The 16,691-nt window shown below is 37.7% G+C and carries 12 protein-coding genes; 9 read left to right on the plus strand and 3 right to left on the minus strand.

Going from position 1 to position 16,691, the window contains the following annotated elements; all coding sequences use genetic code 11:
- Nucleotides 1–304 precede the first annotated feature (304 nt).
- From H6F47_RS23200 to H6F47_RS23210, 3 genes are all read left to right on the plus strand, one after another.
- Nucleotides 305–1,231, plus strand: a complete 927-nt coding sequence (locus tag H6F47_RS23200; RefSeq protein WP_137667767.1) for an ABC transporter permease subunit — start codon at nt 305–307, stop codon at nt 1,229–1,231.
- 195 nt (nt 1,232–1,426) lie between these two features.
- The gene (locus H6F47_RS23205) at nt 1,427–2,449 is read left to right on the plus strand and encodes an amino acid ABC transporter permease (RefSeq protein ID WP_190651190.1); all 1,023 of its coding nucleotides are present in this window, start codon (nt 1,427–1,429) and stop codon (nt 2,447–2,449) included.
- Nucleotides 2,450–2,570: 121 nt separating this feature from the next.
- Nucleotides 2,571–3,323 carry an amino acid ABC transporter ATP-binding protein gene (locus H6F47_RS23210; protein ID WP_096569496.1) on the plus strand — a complete coding sequence of 251 codons (753 nt, stop codon included), beginning with the start codon at nt 2,571–2,573 and terminating at the stop codon, nt 3,321–3,323.
- Between the two features lie 538 nt (nt 3,324–3,861).
- Here the strand turns inward: H6F47_RS23210 and H6F47_RS23215 are convergent.
- Nucleotides 3,862–5,154, minus strand: a complete 1,293-nt coding sequence (locus H6F47_RS23215; RefSeq protein WP_190651192.1) for a recombinase family protein — start codon at nt 5,152–5,154, stop codon at nt 3,862–3,864.
- Nucleotides 5,155–6,136: 982 nt separating this feature from the next.
- On the opposite strand from H6F47_RS23215, the gene H6F47_RS23220 reads away from it, so the two are divergent.
- The 4 genes from H6F47_RS23220 (at nt 6,137) to H6F47_RS23235 (ending at nt 11,189) form a co-directional block, all read left to right on the plus strand.
- Complete coding sequence (locus H6F47_RS23220; protein WP_190651194.1) at nt 6,137–7,246, plus strand: sodium-dependent bicarbonate transport family permease; 1,110 nt, start codon at nt 6,137–6,139, stop codon at nt 7,244–7,246.
- A gap of 119 nt (nt 7,247–7,365) precedes the next feature.
- The gene (locus H6F47_RS23225; RefSeq protein WP_190347388.1) at nt 7,366–7,698 is read left to right on the plus strand and encodes a hypothetical protein; all 333 of its coding nucleotides are present in this window, start codon (nt 7,366–7,368) and stop codon (nt 7,696–7,698) included.
- 864 nt (nt 7,699–8,562) lie between these two features.
- Nucleotides 8,563–10,239 (plus strand): SulP family inorganic anion transporter, encoded by a 1,677-nt coding sequence (locus H6F47_RS23230; RefSeq protein ID WP_190347389.1) that lies wholly within the window; start codon nt 8,563–8,565, stop codon nt 10,237–10,239.
- A gap of 359 nt (nt 10,240–10,598) precedes the next feature.
- Nucleotides 10,599–11,189, plus strand: a complete 591-nt coding sequence (locus tag H6F47_RS23235; RefSeq protein ID WP_190651196.1) for an exopolysaccharide biosynthesis protein — start codon at nt 10,599–10,601, stop codon at nt 11,187–11,189.
- A 495-nt stretch (nt 11,190–11,684) separates the two neighbouring features.
- On the opposite strand, the gene H6F47_RS23240 is transcribed toward H6F47_RS23235, so the two are convergent.
- Nucleotides 11,685–12,545: a metal ABC transporter permease gene (locus H6F47_RS23240; protein WP_190651198.1), complete on the minus strand. Its 861-nt coding sequence runs from the start codon at nt 12,543–12,545 to the stop codon at nt 11,685–11,687.
- Nucleotides 12,546–12,770: 225 nt separating this feature from the next.
- On the minus strand, nt 12,771–13,598 hold the full coding sequence (locus H6F47_RS23245; protein ID WP_190651200.1) for a metal ABC transporter ATP-binding protein: 828 nt from the start codon (nt 13,596–13,598) through the stop codon (nt 12,771–12,773).
- Between the two features lie 99 nt (nt 13,599–13,697).
- Between H6F47_RS23245 and H6F47_RS23250 the strand changes: the two genes are divergently transcribed.
- On the plus strand, nt 13,698–14,663 hold the full coding sequence (locus tag H6F47_RS23250; RefSeq protein ID WP_190651202.1) for a metal ABC transporter substrate-binding protein: 966 nt from the start codon (nt 13,698–13,700) through the stop codon (nt 14,661–14,663).
- A gap of 305 nt (nt 14,664–14,968) precedes the next feature.
- On the plus strand, nt 14,969–16,315 hold the full coding sequence (locus tag H6F47_RS23255) for a GTP-binding protein (protein WP_190651204.1): 1,347 nt from the start codon (nt 14,969–14,971) through the stop codon (nt 16,313–16,315).
- The last annotated feature ends 376 nt before the right edge of the window (nt 16,316–16,691 follow it).

Below are 16,691 nucleotides of genomic sequence, written 5' to 3' on the forward strand. Positions count from 1 at the left end.
CGGGTGACTGGTGACTGGGGACTGGGGACTGGGGACTGGTGACTGGTGACTGGTGACTGGGGACTGGTGACTGGGGACTGGGGACTGGGTAATCAATTTTATGTTTTTTAATCAGCAATTCCCAATTACCAATTACCAATTACCAATTACCAATTCCCAATTCCCAATTCCCAATTACCAATTACCAATTCCCAATTCCCAATTCCCAATTCCTAATTACCAATTACCAATTACCAATTACCAATTCCCTAAGATAAAAAACTCTGTACCTCACTAGCTTGGTAAATACTATAACTAATGAATAATGACTAATTCCAAACCACCGATATGGCGTGATTATCGTTTTTTGCAAATTGCAACACAAGTTATAGCTGTCATTTTAGCAATAGCTATAGTTACTATATTATGGATAAATGTCAACCGCAACTTACAGCAATTAAGAATTAACTTTGGTTTTGATTTTCTCCAGCAACAAGCGTCTTTTGATATTGGCGAAACTCCTATTAACTATAATCCCACTGATACCTATCTGCGTGCTTTATGGGTTGGGTTAATTAATTCCTTGCGTGTAGCAATTTTGGGAATTATCCTCACAACAATTGTGGGAATAACTGCGGGAATTGCGCGTTTATCTGATAATTGGTTAGTGAGAAATATCAGTTTAGTTTATGTGGAGATTTTTAGAAACACACCCTTATTATTACAGTTGTTATTTTGGTACTTTGCAGTTTTTCTGAGCTTACCAAATTTAGAAAATAAAATTTCTGTTTTTGGTTTCATTAAACTTAGTCAAAATGGTTTAGAAGTTCTGGGTTTTAACTTAACTCCAGAATTTTCAACATTGTTATTAGGGTTAACTTTTTACACAGGTGCGTTTATTGCCGAAATTGTCAGAGGTGGGATAAAATCAGTAGCTAAGGGACAATGGGAAGCGGGTTTATCTTTGGGTTTAAAATCAACTTTGTTAATGCGGTTGATTATTTTTCCCCAAGCTTTGCGGGTAATTATTCCCCCACTTACCAGTCAATATTTGAATTTAACTAAAAATTCTAGTTTGGCGATCGCTATTGGTTATCCAGATATTTATTTTGTTGCTTCTACCACTTTTAACCAAACGGGAAAAGCTGTAGAAGTGATGATATTAATTATGCTTACCTATCTCACTCTTAGTTTAATTATTTCCTTGATGATGAATTTAATCAATCATAAATTTCAGATCAAAGAAAGATAGTTATCAATTGATAATTGACAATTGACAATTGACAATTGACAATTGATAATTGATAATTGTTATCTCGTTCCCAGTCTGAGACGGGGAATGCTATCACATAGTCTCTGACTATGGTTTAATAGAAGCCAGATTCTTCTATAATTAATTCCCATACAGAGTAGGGGAACGAGAACAACAATAAATAAACAATAACCCATGAATAAATTAACTTGGTTAAGGAAAAATCTCTTTAATAACTGGTATAATACAGTATTAAGTATTCTGTGTTTAATCTTTCTCTTTTGGATAATTAAAGGAATAGTAGTTTGGGTATTTACTCAAGCACAATGGCAAGTTATTCAAGCCAATTTACATTTATTTTTAGTGGGGAGATTTCCTAAAACCTTATATTGGCGTTTGTGGATAGTTTTAGGAATCATCACAACTTTAAGTGTGATAACCTGGAGTTTATTTACCAAAAAACAAAATGTCATCAAAAACCGATTTTCTCAATTTATCACACCTTGGCTTGCACCAGCATGGTTATTATCTTTTGCAATTAATATCTGGTTAATTGGAGGAGGTTTTGGTTTAAAATCTGTTTCCACAAATCTGTGGAATGGGTTGATGTTAACATTATTAATGGCAATTGTTAGTATTGTTCTTTCCTTTCCCATTGGAGTATTATTAGCATTAGGAAGAACCAGTAATTTATTGATAATTCGCTGGTTTTCTATTCTTTATATTGAAATAGTTAGAGGACTACCATTAATAGGAATTTTGTTTATTGCCCAAGTTATGTTACCTTTATTTTTACCAAATGATTTACGTTTAGATCGCTTAATTAGAGGAATTGCGGGACTGGTTTTATTTAGTGCTGCTTATATGGCTGAAAATGTACGCGGTGGTTTACAATCAATTTCCAGGGGACAATTTGAAGCAGGAAAGGCACTAGGATTAAATTCAGTTTTAGTGTTAATATTAATTATATTGCCCCAAGCTTTACGCGCTGTAGTTCCGGCAATTGTGGGACAGTTTATAGGTTTATTTAAAGATACTTCATTGTTATCTTTAGTGGGTTTGGTGGAATTAACAGGAATTGCTCGTTCTATTTTAGCACAACCGCGATTTTTAGGGAGATATGCAGAAGTTTATATATTTATTGGGGCAATTTATTGGGTATTTTGTTATTCAATGTCTTTAGCTTCTCGCAGGTTAGAAAAGCAAGGTGACAGGTGACAGGTGACAGGTGACAGGTGACAGTATTAAAAGCTTTTAATTGTATAAGTTATCGTTTTACTAAATGTTCTAATTACCTTGTCTACAGCTATAGACAATTATTCAATTGAGGTTGAAATATATGAAAGCACAAGAAACAATAAAAGCACCAATTATTATCGCTGAGGATGTTCATAAGTGGTATGGTAAATTTCACGTTCTTAAAGGAGTGAGTTTAACAGTCAACCGGGGTGAAGTTGTTGTTTTAATGGGTCCTTCCGGTTCAGGAAAATCAACTTTTATCAGAACATTTAATGCTTTGGAAGAATATCAACAGGGAAAAATAACTATTGATGGAATTACTTTAAGTAGTGATTTAAAAAATATTGAAGCTGTCCGCAGAGAAGCGGGGATGGTGTTTCAACAGTTTAATTTATTTCCCCATTTAACAGTTTTACAAAATATCACTTTAGCACCGATTTGGGTACGTAAATTACCAAAACAAAAAGCGGAAGAATTAGCAATGCAACTGTTAGAAAGGGTGGGAATTTTAGCCCAAGCAAATAAATATCCAGGACAGTTATCAGGGGGACAACAACAACGGGTAGCTATTGCGCGTGCGTTAGCTATGCAACCAAAAATTATGTTGTTTGATGAACCGACTTCTGCGTTAGATCCGGAAATGGTGAGAGAAGTTTTAGATGTGATGCGAAACCTTGCTAGTGAGGGAATGACGATGGTGGTTGTAACTCATGAAGTTGGTTTTGCGCGGGAAGTTGCTGATAGAGTGGTGTTTTTGGATGGTGGTTTTTTGGTTGAAGAAGCAACTCCTGATGTGTTTTTTACTGAACCCAAGGAAGAGAGAACAAGGAAGTTTTTATCACAAATTCTTTAGGTAGGAGATCAAGGAGTCAGGAGTTAGGAGTCGGTAGGTTTTGAATCACCAATTCCTGATTTCCACGAAAAGACTTTTAGCAATTGACAATTGACAATTGACAATTGATAATTGTTTCATTGTCAATTTTTAATTGTTACAGCAGTTTTTATGTCTTTAGAGGTTGTTTGAAAAGTTTTAGATGGTGACTTTATACACTTGCAGATCCCCCCTAACCCCCCTTAATAAGGGGGTAACTAGAATCAAAGTCCCCCTGTTCAAGGGGGATTTAGGGGGATCTAAAATTTTTGATACATCATGAGGGACTTTTAAAACATCCTCTTAGACCACAGTCAGGGCGAAGCATTCGGATGATAGTCTTCGGTAAAAACCGATAATTAATTGTCCGAATGCTTCGCCCCTACATTTTTGACGCGAAACCTAAATCAAGAAACCTAAATCAAAATGTGGTTTATTTACCTGAAAATAGCTGTAATTGTCCATTATTGAAGGCTTACGCCACGCTCCGCTATCAGCAACCCCTACTTATTAAAACTTATTAAAAAATGAAATTTACCTCTAAATGCCAGTTTTCACCTTGACGAATTATCTCTATTTGCTGGATAAATTCTCTTAAATAAAATCGTCTTTCTACTTCTGATAAATCTAACCAAAATTGGGGAATAGAAACAACTTCAGCAACAGCACGCAAGTTGACAGGAGGGAGAATAGCTAATTTGGCTTGCATTTGAGAAATTTCTGTGCGAAGTTTATAAGCTCTGATTTTAGCTGTTTCTGGATCTAAAACTCCAGTTTCTATCAAGGTGGGTAACTGTTCAAGGATTTGTTGTTGATGTGCAATTTTATGATTTAAACTATTTTTAATAGTATCTAATTGGGGAAAATTCATTCCTGCAACTGCTAAAGGTAAATCTTGACAAACAATTTCAATTGTCTTTTCCAAAACATCTTGATAAGGAATAGCACGACATTTAGGATTTTGGGGACAATTTGTATTGCGTAAATATAAATACTCATGTTCTTGAAAACGCTGGGTAACACGAGTGACTATCATTCTAGACTGACATTGACTACAAACAACTAACCCCGCTAAAGAATGGGGCGCACTAGCGGTACGAGATGGTAAACGACTATTGCGGCGTAAAAGTCTGTCAACTTGCGCTGCTTCTTCCCTGGAAATGATACCTATGTGAGTGTCAGAAATAATTTCTCCATTTTGATAAGCTGTATCACCACGATAAACGGGGTTTGTTAACCAACGTCTGCCGGTAGTGGCAGAGATTTTTTTAGCGTATTTTTTGGCTAGATAACGAACAGCACCGCGTAGAGAAGCATAAAGTAGAAAGTTGTCAAAAAAATCTTTGACTATAGGTGATGTACTGCGATCAATAATATATTTGTCTTTGCTTCTACGATAGCCATAGGGAACTTTACCTGGTGGTGGTAAGGCTTCGAGACGATTTTTAGCGTGTCCTTGACGGATGCGGCGACTACGTTGTTGACGCTGAATTTCTTGGAGTAAGTTGAGGAGTTCGACACGGAATTTAGCAGATTCAGATGTATATTGTTGTTCAGTAGCAATGACTATTACGCCCATAGCTTCTAATTGGTTGAGGCGATCGCTCACTTGTGCTAATGTATCTCCCAATTCTTCTAAACGTCGAATCAACAGATAATTTGCAGGTTCGGTTTCACAGTCACTTATTAATTGTTGTAGTTGCGATCGCTCTCCCAGGTCTTGATAAATGTGATCTACTTCCCAACCCCAACTAGCTTCATCGGGAGTAGTTTCCAATAGTGGGTGAGTATAACTGTAGGCAATAATTATCATTTGTTTTCCTTCTCATTGCTGTGGGAAATGACTTGAATAAGAATTCTGTTTGATAATTCTAGATCCATAACTATTGATTTTTGAACTGTTTTTTTCATGGCGACTTACTTAAAATCTCCGTGGCTTTAACCCTCAGATTGTCAATACCTCATAAATAAATAATGGTTTTCATAGAATAAAATTTATACATTGACTAACACAGCCAATTTTGGGCTTTCATATAAGCTTCTGCTTATATGAGGTATATAATATTTTTCTTATAATTCATGTCTTTGGGTTATTTTTTTTTGACCTAAAGGCTGTATGCTATTTGTAATCAAACAGTTGATCCCCGGTTTCAACTGCAAAAACCAAACTGGGTAGATAGTTCTGCATGATTGTGTTTCAAGGTAACTAGGATTTCTCCTGAAGTAGAACCTTAATTCACAATTCATGTAAATTCTCAAACATAATCACAAATCAGCAATATATTTTATAATTGCTGTTTTTTGTACTTAGAAAACAGTTAAGCACTACTTGAGGAGCATTGACAAATGTATTTTGAGAAAAAAGTTTTAATAAAACTTAAATGTTGAAATTACATATTTATATCAACATTAGTATATCCTCTACCGCAACATAAAAATGAAAAGGCTGTTAATAAACACTCTTTACTTTTTATTTTGACAGATTAACTTCTGGAAATTACATCAACAGAAATTAGCCAACATTAATATTTTCAACTAATAGTAAACTGGGTGACAAAATTTTTAATTGTTACCAAGGGTTGTTATTACCAAATAATCATAGTTGCATTATTAGCGATCAAGTTTTTGGCAGTTGAAAATAGTTGTTTTGGTGTGGCTAAGTGCTTGTAATTTCAGTCTGCGGTAAAAACCCGTGCTGTAGGTGTGAAGAGTCTCACTCTTTCTTTATTTCTTTAAAGTTCATTTAGTTTATTTATTGCAATGCTCCTGATCAGAGGAGTCACAAGGAGGTATTCGTGGATTTTGTGTCCTTATTTATTACGGACTTTATTGCTCAGTTGCAGTCCCCAACACTGGCCTTTTTGATTGGTGGAATGATCATTGCTGCTCTGGGTAGCGAATTGGTAATTCCAGAGTCAATTTGTACGATCATCGTCTTCATGCTGCTGACCAAAATCGGTTTGACTGGTGGAATTGCGATCCGTAATTCCAATCTGTTGGATATGGTTTTACCCGCATTGTTTGCTGTAATCACAGGTATTGGGGTTGTATTCATCGCCCGGTACACATTGGCCAAGCTGCCTAAAGTTAGAACTGTGGATGCGATCGCCACCGGGGGGTTATTTGGTGCGGTGAGTGGTTCTACAATGGCTGCCGGTCTGACGGTACTGGAAGAACAAAAAATTCCCTTTGAAGCATGGACTGGCGCACTCTATCCCTTTATGGATATCCCCGCCCTTGTAACTGCCATTGTGGTAGCTAATATTTACCTCAACAAGAGGAAACTTAAAGAAGCCGGCGACTCTGCTATGCAGGAGTCTTTCAGCAAGCAGGCTGTGGCGGCAGGCGATTATCCCACTACCAGACAGGAGTATCTCAGTCAGCAGAAAGATCCCGGTGAGAATAAAGTGAAGATATGGCCAATCATCGAGGAAAGTCTCCGGGGTCCTGCTTTATCCGCCATGTTGTTAGGTCTAGCTCTGGGACTGTTCACCCAGCCGGAAAGTGTCTACAAAAGCTTCTACGATCCCGCCTTTCGTGGTTTGCTCTCGATCTTGATGTTGGTTATGGGTATGGAAGCTTGGTCAAGGGTTGGTGAACTGCGTAAGGTAGCTCAATGGTACGTTGTGTATAGTGTGATAGCACCATTTATACATGGGTTAATTGCCTTCGGTTTAGGTATGATTGCTCACTACACCATGAACTTCAGCATGGGTGGTGTTGTAGTTCTAGCTGTTATCGCTTCCTCTAGTTCCGATATCTCCGGTCCTCCTACCTTGCGGGCAGGTATTCCTTCAGCTAACCCCTCCGCTTATATAGGTGCATCCACAGCCATTGGTACACCAGTTGCAATCGGCTTGTGTATACCGTTCTTTGTCGGTTTGGCACAGGCGATCGGCGGCTAATCCCAGACGGGTAGTGGTCTGTTGGCGCTCCTTTGACCCGGCAGACTAAGCAACTCAGTATTGGGTTTGCATAACAAAAATATATAATATCAAGTTACGTAGGTAAGGAGGTAATCAATATGTCCAAGCGTGCCAACAAGCTCGTCATCGTCACCGAAAAGGTGCTGCTCAAAAAGGTCGCCAAGATCATTGAAGAATGCGGAGCGACTGGTTACACAGTGGTGGATACTGGCGGTAAAGGTAGTCGTAACGTGCGCTCTACCGGTAAACCCAATACTGCTGACACCGATTCAAATGTGAAGTTCGAGGTACTCACCGAAACACGGGAGATGGCGGAGAATATAGCAGATAAGGTCGCAATTACATTTTTTACCGATTATGCGGGCATTATCTATATCTGTGAAGCAGAGGTACTGTACGGAAGACATTTCTGTGGACCAGACGGCTGTTGAGTCGAAACGACGCAGAGTTTAAAAGCCGGGGCATGACCCCGGTTTTTTGATGGTCGTTACTCAAAGCGTTTAAGAAATATAGAAATTCTTGTTTATTCCAAAAATGTTAAATTAATTTTGCTCACGTACTTAGTATCATCAGTCTTGACAATGAGACCAGAAGGCTAAACATTTTTTAAAATACCCAGAAATACAGAAAAATTCGTAACTTTACCACAGGCGTGGGAAGATCATATATTTAAATATTGCATTCAAGAAATACATTCAAAAAATAATTTTTTGAGTGCTAAAGGCTGTATGCTATTTTTATTGTTTACTAGAGTAAGTTCTGGTTTTTTGTGTCTAGGATCAACTCTGTTACGTTTATTTTCGCTTACTTCTGTTAATAAACGCAATTTAAGTGCAACTAAGTAACAGTATTTTCCAGTCACATAAAAATCTTTTTACCTAGTATCACCGGACATAACACTTAATCTTCAACTCACCAAAATGCAAATGCCCAAAAATGATCACATTTTTTAAAAAATCATTTTGTCAAGTCTCATAGATATCTAAAATATATCTAGCCATTGCCAGTTTTCTAGCAATTTTAGCAAACATCCACACCAACAATCAGATAGAACTCAGTCCTTCAACGTGAGAGAAAAGGTAGCTTAGATAATCCCACTATTTCACAAAATGGGAATTATCAAAGCCACCCAATAATTATCACTGTAAATAAATATAACATAATTACATTTCTCCTCACATTTGAGTTTCTAAGAGATAAGTGTAGATGTTTTTATATGACTAAAATTGTGAATGTCATTAGACAGAAACAACCTGTTTAAACCGTACAATTCTGTTGTCATTGAGCATCCACTAATGGAAATAACTAACACCATTCATACTCGTAATTTACGCGGTGATATTTTCGGCGGTGTGACTGCCGCCATTGTATCTCTACCACTAGCTTTAGCCTTCGGGGTTGCTTCCGGTGCTGGTCCTGTTGCCGGTCTTTATGGCGCTGTGTGTGTAGGCTTGTTTGCTGCCTTGTTTGGTGGTACACCTACCTTAATTTCTGAACCTACAGGTCCAATGACTGTAGTTATTACCGGTATTATCAGTTCTTTCACAGCAAAAGACCCAGAAAACGGTTTGGCTATGGCTTTTACCGTAGTCATGTTAGCAGGGTTATTTCAAATCATCTTTGGTGTTTTCAAGTTAGGGAGATATATCACCCTCATGCCCTACAGTGTAATTTCTGGCTTTATGTCAGGAATTGGGGTGATTTTAATTATTTTGCAAACAGCACCTTTCCTGGGACAGTCAACCCCCAAAGGTGGAGTTTTAGGAATAGTCACAAACCTGCCGGATTTATTAGCAAATATCAACCCCATTGCTTTGATTTTGGGTGTGATGACGGTGGCAATTATTTATTTAACGCCGTCAAAAGTTAAACGTATTGTTCCCCCTCAGTTAATTGCTTTAATAGTAGTAACTGTAGTTTCAATTATCTTTTTTGGTGATGCTGATATCAAACGTATTGGTGTAATTGAAACTGGTTTACCCAAAATCCAAATGCCAACCTTCACCTTATCAAACCTAACCCTGATGTTAGTTGATGGGGTAATGTTGGGGATGTTGGGATGTATTGATACCCTATTAACTGCGGTAGTTGCTGATAGCTTAACCCGGACAGAACACAAATCTGATAAAGAATTAATTGGTCAAGGTATTGCTAACATTGTCTCTGGTTTGTGTGGTGGTTTACCCGGTGCGGGTGCAACAATGGGAACTGTGGTTAATATCCAAACTGGGGCGCAAACGGCAGTTTCTGGTATTACTCGTGCGTTGGTTTTATTAGTGGTAGTTTTGGGTGCTGCTGGTATAACTAAAGATATTCCAATGGCTGTTTTGGCGGGTATTGCGTTAAAAGTGGGTATTGATATTCTGGACTGGAGTTTCTTAAAACGTTCTCACAAAGTCTCTCTCAAGGGTTCTATCATCATGTATGGTGTGTTACTCTTGACTGTGTTTGTAGACTTAATTGTGGCTGTAGGTGTGGGTGTATTTATTGCCAACATCTTAACCATTGAACGTCTTTCCAGCATGAATTCAGAAACTGTAAAAGCTATCAGTGATGCTGATGATAACATTGATTTAAGTGAAGAAGAAAAGGGTTTGTTAGATCAAGCCAATGGTCGGATTTTGCTATTCTATTTAAGTGGCGCGATGATATTTGGTGTTTCTAAAGCCATTTCTCGTGAACATAACGCCATTCAAGATTGTGATGTAATTGTTTTTGACTTGAGTGATGTACCAATGATGGGTGTAACAGCTTCTTTAACTCTTGAAGGTGCTATTCGAGAAGCTTGTGAAAAAGGTCGTCAAGTGATTCTTGTTGGTACAACAGGTAAAGTTAAGAAACGTCTGGAAAATTTGGGAGTTTTAAGTTTGTTACCTCCCCATCACTTGATAGTAGACAGAACAGAAGCACTCAAACAAGCGGCAGCTTTAGTTGATAGCATGACAGATCAAAGAAATACACCTGTTGTCTAAGCTCTAGCTCTATCAGTCAAAAACAATAATCCTCAATTTTGTGATACAAAGTTGGGGTTTATTTATCTAAATAGGGTTTGCTGAGAAAGTCTTGTCGTGGAGACAGGGAATAGTAAATGAATTAGGGTGTACCTCATGAGACTGGGAAACACTATGTTATTATTTGTACCTCATAGCAATGAAATATGCTATGTCTTCGCAGATACAATGTAAAAACAGATTACCTAGCATTTGAAAAATTTTGGGAGCGTGGTATGGGAAAAAAGGTGGGCAAGATGTGCACAAAATTTATATGATCGAAACAATCCTGTTTCAAACTTTGCCTTTGAATATGGTAATTCCTATAAACTCCCAGAACAATGCATTTAAGATTTTCTCAAGAGATAAAGTCTTTACTGCAACGTTTATCAGAACAATCACTAACTCTAGGTGATGTGCTGACAGAAACCTCAGAACGGGGTTTTAGCTTGGTGATTGCATTATTAGTTTTACCGTTTTTGTTTCCCATGCCTCCAGGGTTAACTGGTCCTTTTGGGGTCGCTTGTTTGCTGTTGTCTCTACAAATGCTTTTGGGTAGGCGATCGCCTTGGCTACCTAGAAAAATCGCTACTTATCAATTTCCTCGCCCCTTTGCTCAAGTTATCCTGCAAAACTTATGTCGAGTCACTTCATTATTAGAAAAAATTACTCGTCCTCGCTTGACAAAAATTGCTTCTCATGATTTGGTTTGGCGATTTAATGGCTTGTGTATTTCCTGGTTGACTGTTCTATTAATGTCACCTGTTCCCTTTACCAATCCTATCCCTACCATCGGTATTTTACTTTTTGCTGTTGCCAGTATTGAATCGGATGGCTTGCTAATATGTATTTGTTATGTGATAACTGCTTTGATTACTTTGTTATTTGCACTGATTGGTTATGCAGTCTGGTCAGCTGCTGGTTTGCTTTAAAATTGCGGTTTTCTGGAAATGATAAAGTTTTATTAAAAAATACCCTTTCTTTAAAGAATACGCTATAATAAAATACCCAGCCTAAAAAGCTGAGGAAAAAGTGATTCATAGAAATTCACACTCAATTAAAGTTCTATTGGTCAAAGAACTTTTTTGCTCACAAAAATACAAAACTAAGCAATTCAAAGCAATTCAAAATTGCTCAAATAAAACCCCCAGCTAATGGCTGAGGGTAATGATCTAAATTAAGGTGCATCTACTGTTTTTCTTATCCGTAGGGATTTTGACTAGATCCGGAAAGTTTCGGTTATGCAAATATTTTTTTTGTATATAATCGAAAAATGTTTTAGTGAAACCCCCAGTTCCACCTGAGGGTAATTGATCAATTAAGGTTTATGTATTTCCGCCGGGGTGTCTGCTAAATCAGGAAGAATTTAACAAGAGCGATCGCTTTTTTGCCCATCTTCTGTGAAGATGGGTAAAAGGTGATGTTCCCTAACTTCCTGTTTTCTGCTGTTTGCCTCCAGCGTGCTGAAAAATTCCATGTCTAGGACTAAACAAAAAAGCTAAGATAAATAAACCCGAAACAACCAACACAATCGCAGGTCCAGAAGGTAAATTATAAAAATAGCTCAGATACATTCCGCTAATACTAGAAATTACACCAATTACCGCCCCTAAAATCATTACTTCATGTAATCGTTTTACTAATAAATATGCAGTTGCCCCTGGGGTAATTAATAGTGATAATACTAAAATCACTCCTACAGCTTTCATGCTGGCGACAATTGTTAAAGAAATTAACAACATTAAACCAAAGTTTAAACGATTAACTGGTAAACCTGCGGCTTGTGCGCCTAATGGATCAAAGGTGTAAAATAACAGTTCTTTGTATAGTAAAAAAACGATGATTAAAACGATAGCAGCAATGATAGCTGTGTCTCGCACTTCGTCAACTGTTACGCCGAGAATGTTACCAAATAAAAAATGATTAAGGTCGATTTTATTGCTTTTTTGAATGATTGTAATTAGGGTAATACCAAGGGCAAAAAAAGCTGAAAATACTATCCCCATTGCTGCATCTTCTTTGATGGGGGAACGGGTTTTAATAAATGCTATGGCTATGGTACTTAATATCCCGGCAATAAACGCCCCAATAAAAATATTAGCACCTATCATGAAGGCGATCGCCAGTCCTGGTAGTACGGAATGGCTGATCGCATCACCTAGTAATGCTAGTCTTTGTACCATTAAGTAACTACCAACTATCGCACATAATAAGCCTACTAATATGGCGATGATTAATGAACGTTGCATGAAGCTATATTGTAATGGTTCAATTAGTGTGTTTAACATAAATGAGAATGAACCACGAAGGCACGAAGTACACGAAGGAAGAAGAGAAGGAAGAGAAGGAAGAGGAAGAGATAGATAAAATAATTACAGTATCTTGCAGGTAAATGAAGTACAAAATTTAATCCAAAAATCAACTATCAAGCAGGTTTTACTCTTGACTCCTGACTCCTGACTCCTGACTCCTGACTCCTGACTCCTGACTCCTGACTCCTGAATTATAATTTATTATGCTGCATCATTGAAGTAGATGACTTTTCCACCATAAGCACTATGTAGGTTTTCTTCTGTGAGAACTTGTTGGCGTGAACCTGTGGCGATTAGTTCACAATTGAGTAAAATTAAATCATCAAAATGGGTGATTGATTCGCCTAAGTCGTGGTTTACTACTAATACAATTTTATTGGCTGCTGTTAGTTCGTGAAAAACTTCAAAAATTATTGTTTGGGTTTTTTGATCTATTCCTACAAAGGGTTCGTCAAAACAAAAAATTTCTGCTTGTTGGGTTAATGCACGGGCTAAAAATACTCTCTGTTGTTGTCCTCCTGATAGTTCTCCAATAGGGCGATCGCTGTATTCTTTCATTCCTACCCGTTCTAAGGCTGCTTTTGCTACTTGGCGACTAACAGCCGAGAAACTACGCAACCAACCTGTTTTTTTTACACGCCCCATCATCACTACATCCCACACTGTAGCAGGATAATTCCAGTCTATTTGGCTTCTTTGTGGTACGTAGGCAACTTTTTCTAGTTGCTGCATTAAAGGTTTATTTTCATACAAGACGTTACCGCTACTCTTGGGAACTAATCCCAACATGGCTTTCATTAGTGTGCTTTTACCAGCACCATTAGGTCCAAAAATTCCTGTTAATTTTCCTGGTTTGATGATGCAGTTCACATCCCGTAAAGCTTCTTGTGTGCGGTAATATACTCCTAAATGGGATATGTTAATGGTTGCTTGAGAACTCATATCAATAGATTTTCTCGTTTGTACAGGTATTTCCTGTGACTGTCTCCGTAATAAATTGAATGTTTGGTAAAAAGAAATATTTTGCATATCCGTGTTTAAAATATCTATTCTTTGAGCTTACTATAAAAATGAGAAAAAAATGAAAAAACCAATAATTTGAATTAATCAATTAGATAAATTAAACTAATGTCAGGGATAGACTGCCGCACTGTGTTTAAGAAAAAAAAGATTGCTTTCCATATTTCCCCGTTTTGTTTGGGAATATTTCTACCTTTGGTTTTATTTGGTTGTACTCCTTCTGAGTCGCAACCACCGGGGGATGGTAAGCCGCAAGTTGTAGCAACTAGCACTATCATTGCTGATTTGGCGGAGGAGGTTGGAGGAGAGGAAATCAATTTAACTGGTATTCTCCAACCAGGTGCAGATCCGCACGTTTATGAACCTGTACCCGCAGATAGTCGAGTTTTGGCAACAGCGGATTTAATTTTATATAACGGTTACAACTTAGAACCGGGAATTATTAAGTTAATGAATGCTGCTGGAGGAAAAGCGAAAAAGTTAGCGGTGGGAGAAGTTGTTGAACCTTTAAAACTAGAAGAAAGTCAAGGGCAAATTGTCCCCGATCCTCACGTTTGGGGCAGTGCAGAAAATGCTATTTCTATGGTAAATGCTATTAGAGATTCATTGATTGAGTTATCACCAGAGGACAAAGAAAAATTTACTCAAAATGCAGAAAAATTGACAAATGAATTACAACAATTAAATAATTGGATTCAACAACAAATTCAAACTATTCCCCCAGAAAAACGCAAATTGATTACTACCCACGATGCTTTTCAATATTATGCTAATGCTTATGGTTTGGAAATTGCCGGAACTTTAATTGGGATTAGCACTGAAGAACAACCAAGCGCCCAGACTGTGAAACAATTAGTTGATGAGATTAAAAAAATAGGTGTGCCGGCAATTTTTGCGGAAACTACAATTAATCCCGCTTTAATCAAAACGGTAGCGGAAGATGCTGGTGTGAAACTTGCACCAAATCAACTTTACTCTGATTCTATTGGTGAAAAAGGAAGCGAGGCAGAGACTTACATAAAAATGATGGAAGCCAATACCCGCACCATTGTTGAAGCTTTGGGTGATAGTTGACAGTTGATAGTTGATAATTGATAGTTGATAATTAATTATCCACTGTCAAGGGAGCATCCCAAATGTGTAAGTTTATTTTTTTGCAATCTTGCATTTTCTCCCAGGCTTGATCTGATTGAACCGCAAAGAACGCAAAGGACACAAAGTTAAGAGGGTTTAAGAGAGTTTTTAGTATTGCTGCGTTTATGTTGTCAAAATTGGGATGCTACCACTGTCAATTGTCAATTGTCAATTGTTAAGGCAGCAGTCACAAGGCTCAAATTTTCGATATAAATAGATATGTAATCTATTTTTTTGCTGTCACCTTGTCTCAACTGCAAGAAACTCATTTAAACCGCGCCCGTGCTAGTCTTAGACAAGCGATATCTTGGTATGGATATCTCCGCAAGTCAGGCCAGCTATCATCTAAACAAGAATTAGCAGGTTTGGTAAAACCAGAAATAGAGGTTTTAACCACCACACTTAGCAAACTAGACTCTAATGTGGTGAGAATAGCGGCCTTTGGTTTGGTGAGTCGTGGTAAGTCTGCGGTGTTAAATTCTTTGCTGGGGGAAAAAATTCTGCAAACTGGACCCCTTAATGGTGTGACTCAATGGCCGCGATCGCTACGTTGGAAACCAGGTGGTAAGGTAATTGTTGAATTAATTGATACACCTGGATTAGATGAGATTGAGGGAGAAACCAGGGCGCAAATGGCGCGAGATGTCGCACAGCAAGCTGATTTGATTTTGTTTGTGGTGTCGGGAGATATTACTAGAACTGAGTATCAAGCATTGCTGCAATTACGTCAAGCACAAAAACCGCTGATTTTAGTATTTAATAAAATTGATTTGTATCCTGATACAGATAGAAAAAGCATTTATCAGAATTTACAAGTTTTAGGTGCTGGAGATCCCCAAGCGACACCATTATTACCTGATGAAATTGTCATGGTTGCAGCAGAACCTGCACCGATGGAAGTCAGAGTAGAATATCCTGATGGAAGTGTGAGTTATGAATGGGAAACACCACCCCCCCAGGTAGATGAACTGAAACAAACAATTTTGCATATATTAAATAGAGAAGGGCGATCGCTTTTAGCTTTAAACGCACTCATTCAAGCGCGGGAAGCTGAAGAAATTATTGCCCAAAAAACTGTTGATTTTCGGCAACAAGAAGCGGAAGATATTATTTGGAAGTTCGCAACATATAAAGCTTTAGCTATCGGGTTAAATCCTATCGCTTTTTTAGATATTATTGGTGGTGTAATTACAGATTTAGCTTTAATTCGTTCCTTAGCTAGATTATATTCTTTACCCATGACTAGCTATGAAGCAACAAATTTATTAAAAACCATTTTATTGAGTTCCGGTGGTTTATTATTAGGAGAAATAGGCAGTAGTTTTATATTAGGTTTAGGTAAAAGTTCTGCTGTTATTGCTAGTGGTGATAATCCTCTGAATATTACTACATTTGCTGGTAGTGCGATCGCTCAAGGCGGTATTGCTGGTTATGGTGCTTATGCTGTGGGTAAAGCTGCACAGGTCTATTTAGAAAAAGGCTGTACGTGGGGACAATTGGGCGCTAATACCGTCATTCAAGAGATTTTGACCCAAGTTGATAAAAATACAATTTTGTATCGGTTAAGGGAAGAATTAATAATTGATAATTGATAATTGATAATTGATAATTGTTGCTTCTTTAGTACCTAGAACACCGATTCATTAATCGTCAGGGCGTATAGCATTCGGACAGAATATGAACTGGTTTCAGTGATAGGTTATCACCCGAATGCTGATGCTTCCAGCACGCTTCGCGAACGCCCCTACAAGGTAAAAACAAACATTTTCAATTAATTGTCAATTATCAATTGTCAATTATCAATTGTTTTAAGCTGTTACACAGCTAAATTGTATAATCCTAATATTCTGAACTCTTGTGGAACAGACAAGATGCCTGTTCCACTTATACAAATTAAATGCACAACAGCTTAGGTTATCACCCGAATGCTGATGCTTCCAGCACGCTTCGCGAACGCCCCTACAAGGT

Source organism: Sphaerospermopsis sp. FACHB-1094 (genome assembly GCF_014696195.1).
GTDB lineage: Bacteria > Cyanobacteriota > Cyanobacteriia > Cyanobacteriales > Nostocaceae > Sphaerospermopsis > Sphaerospermopsis kisseleviana.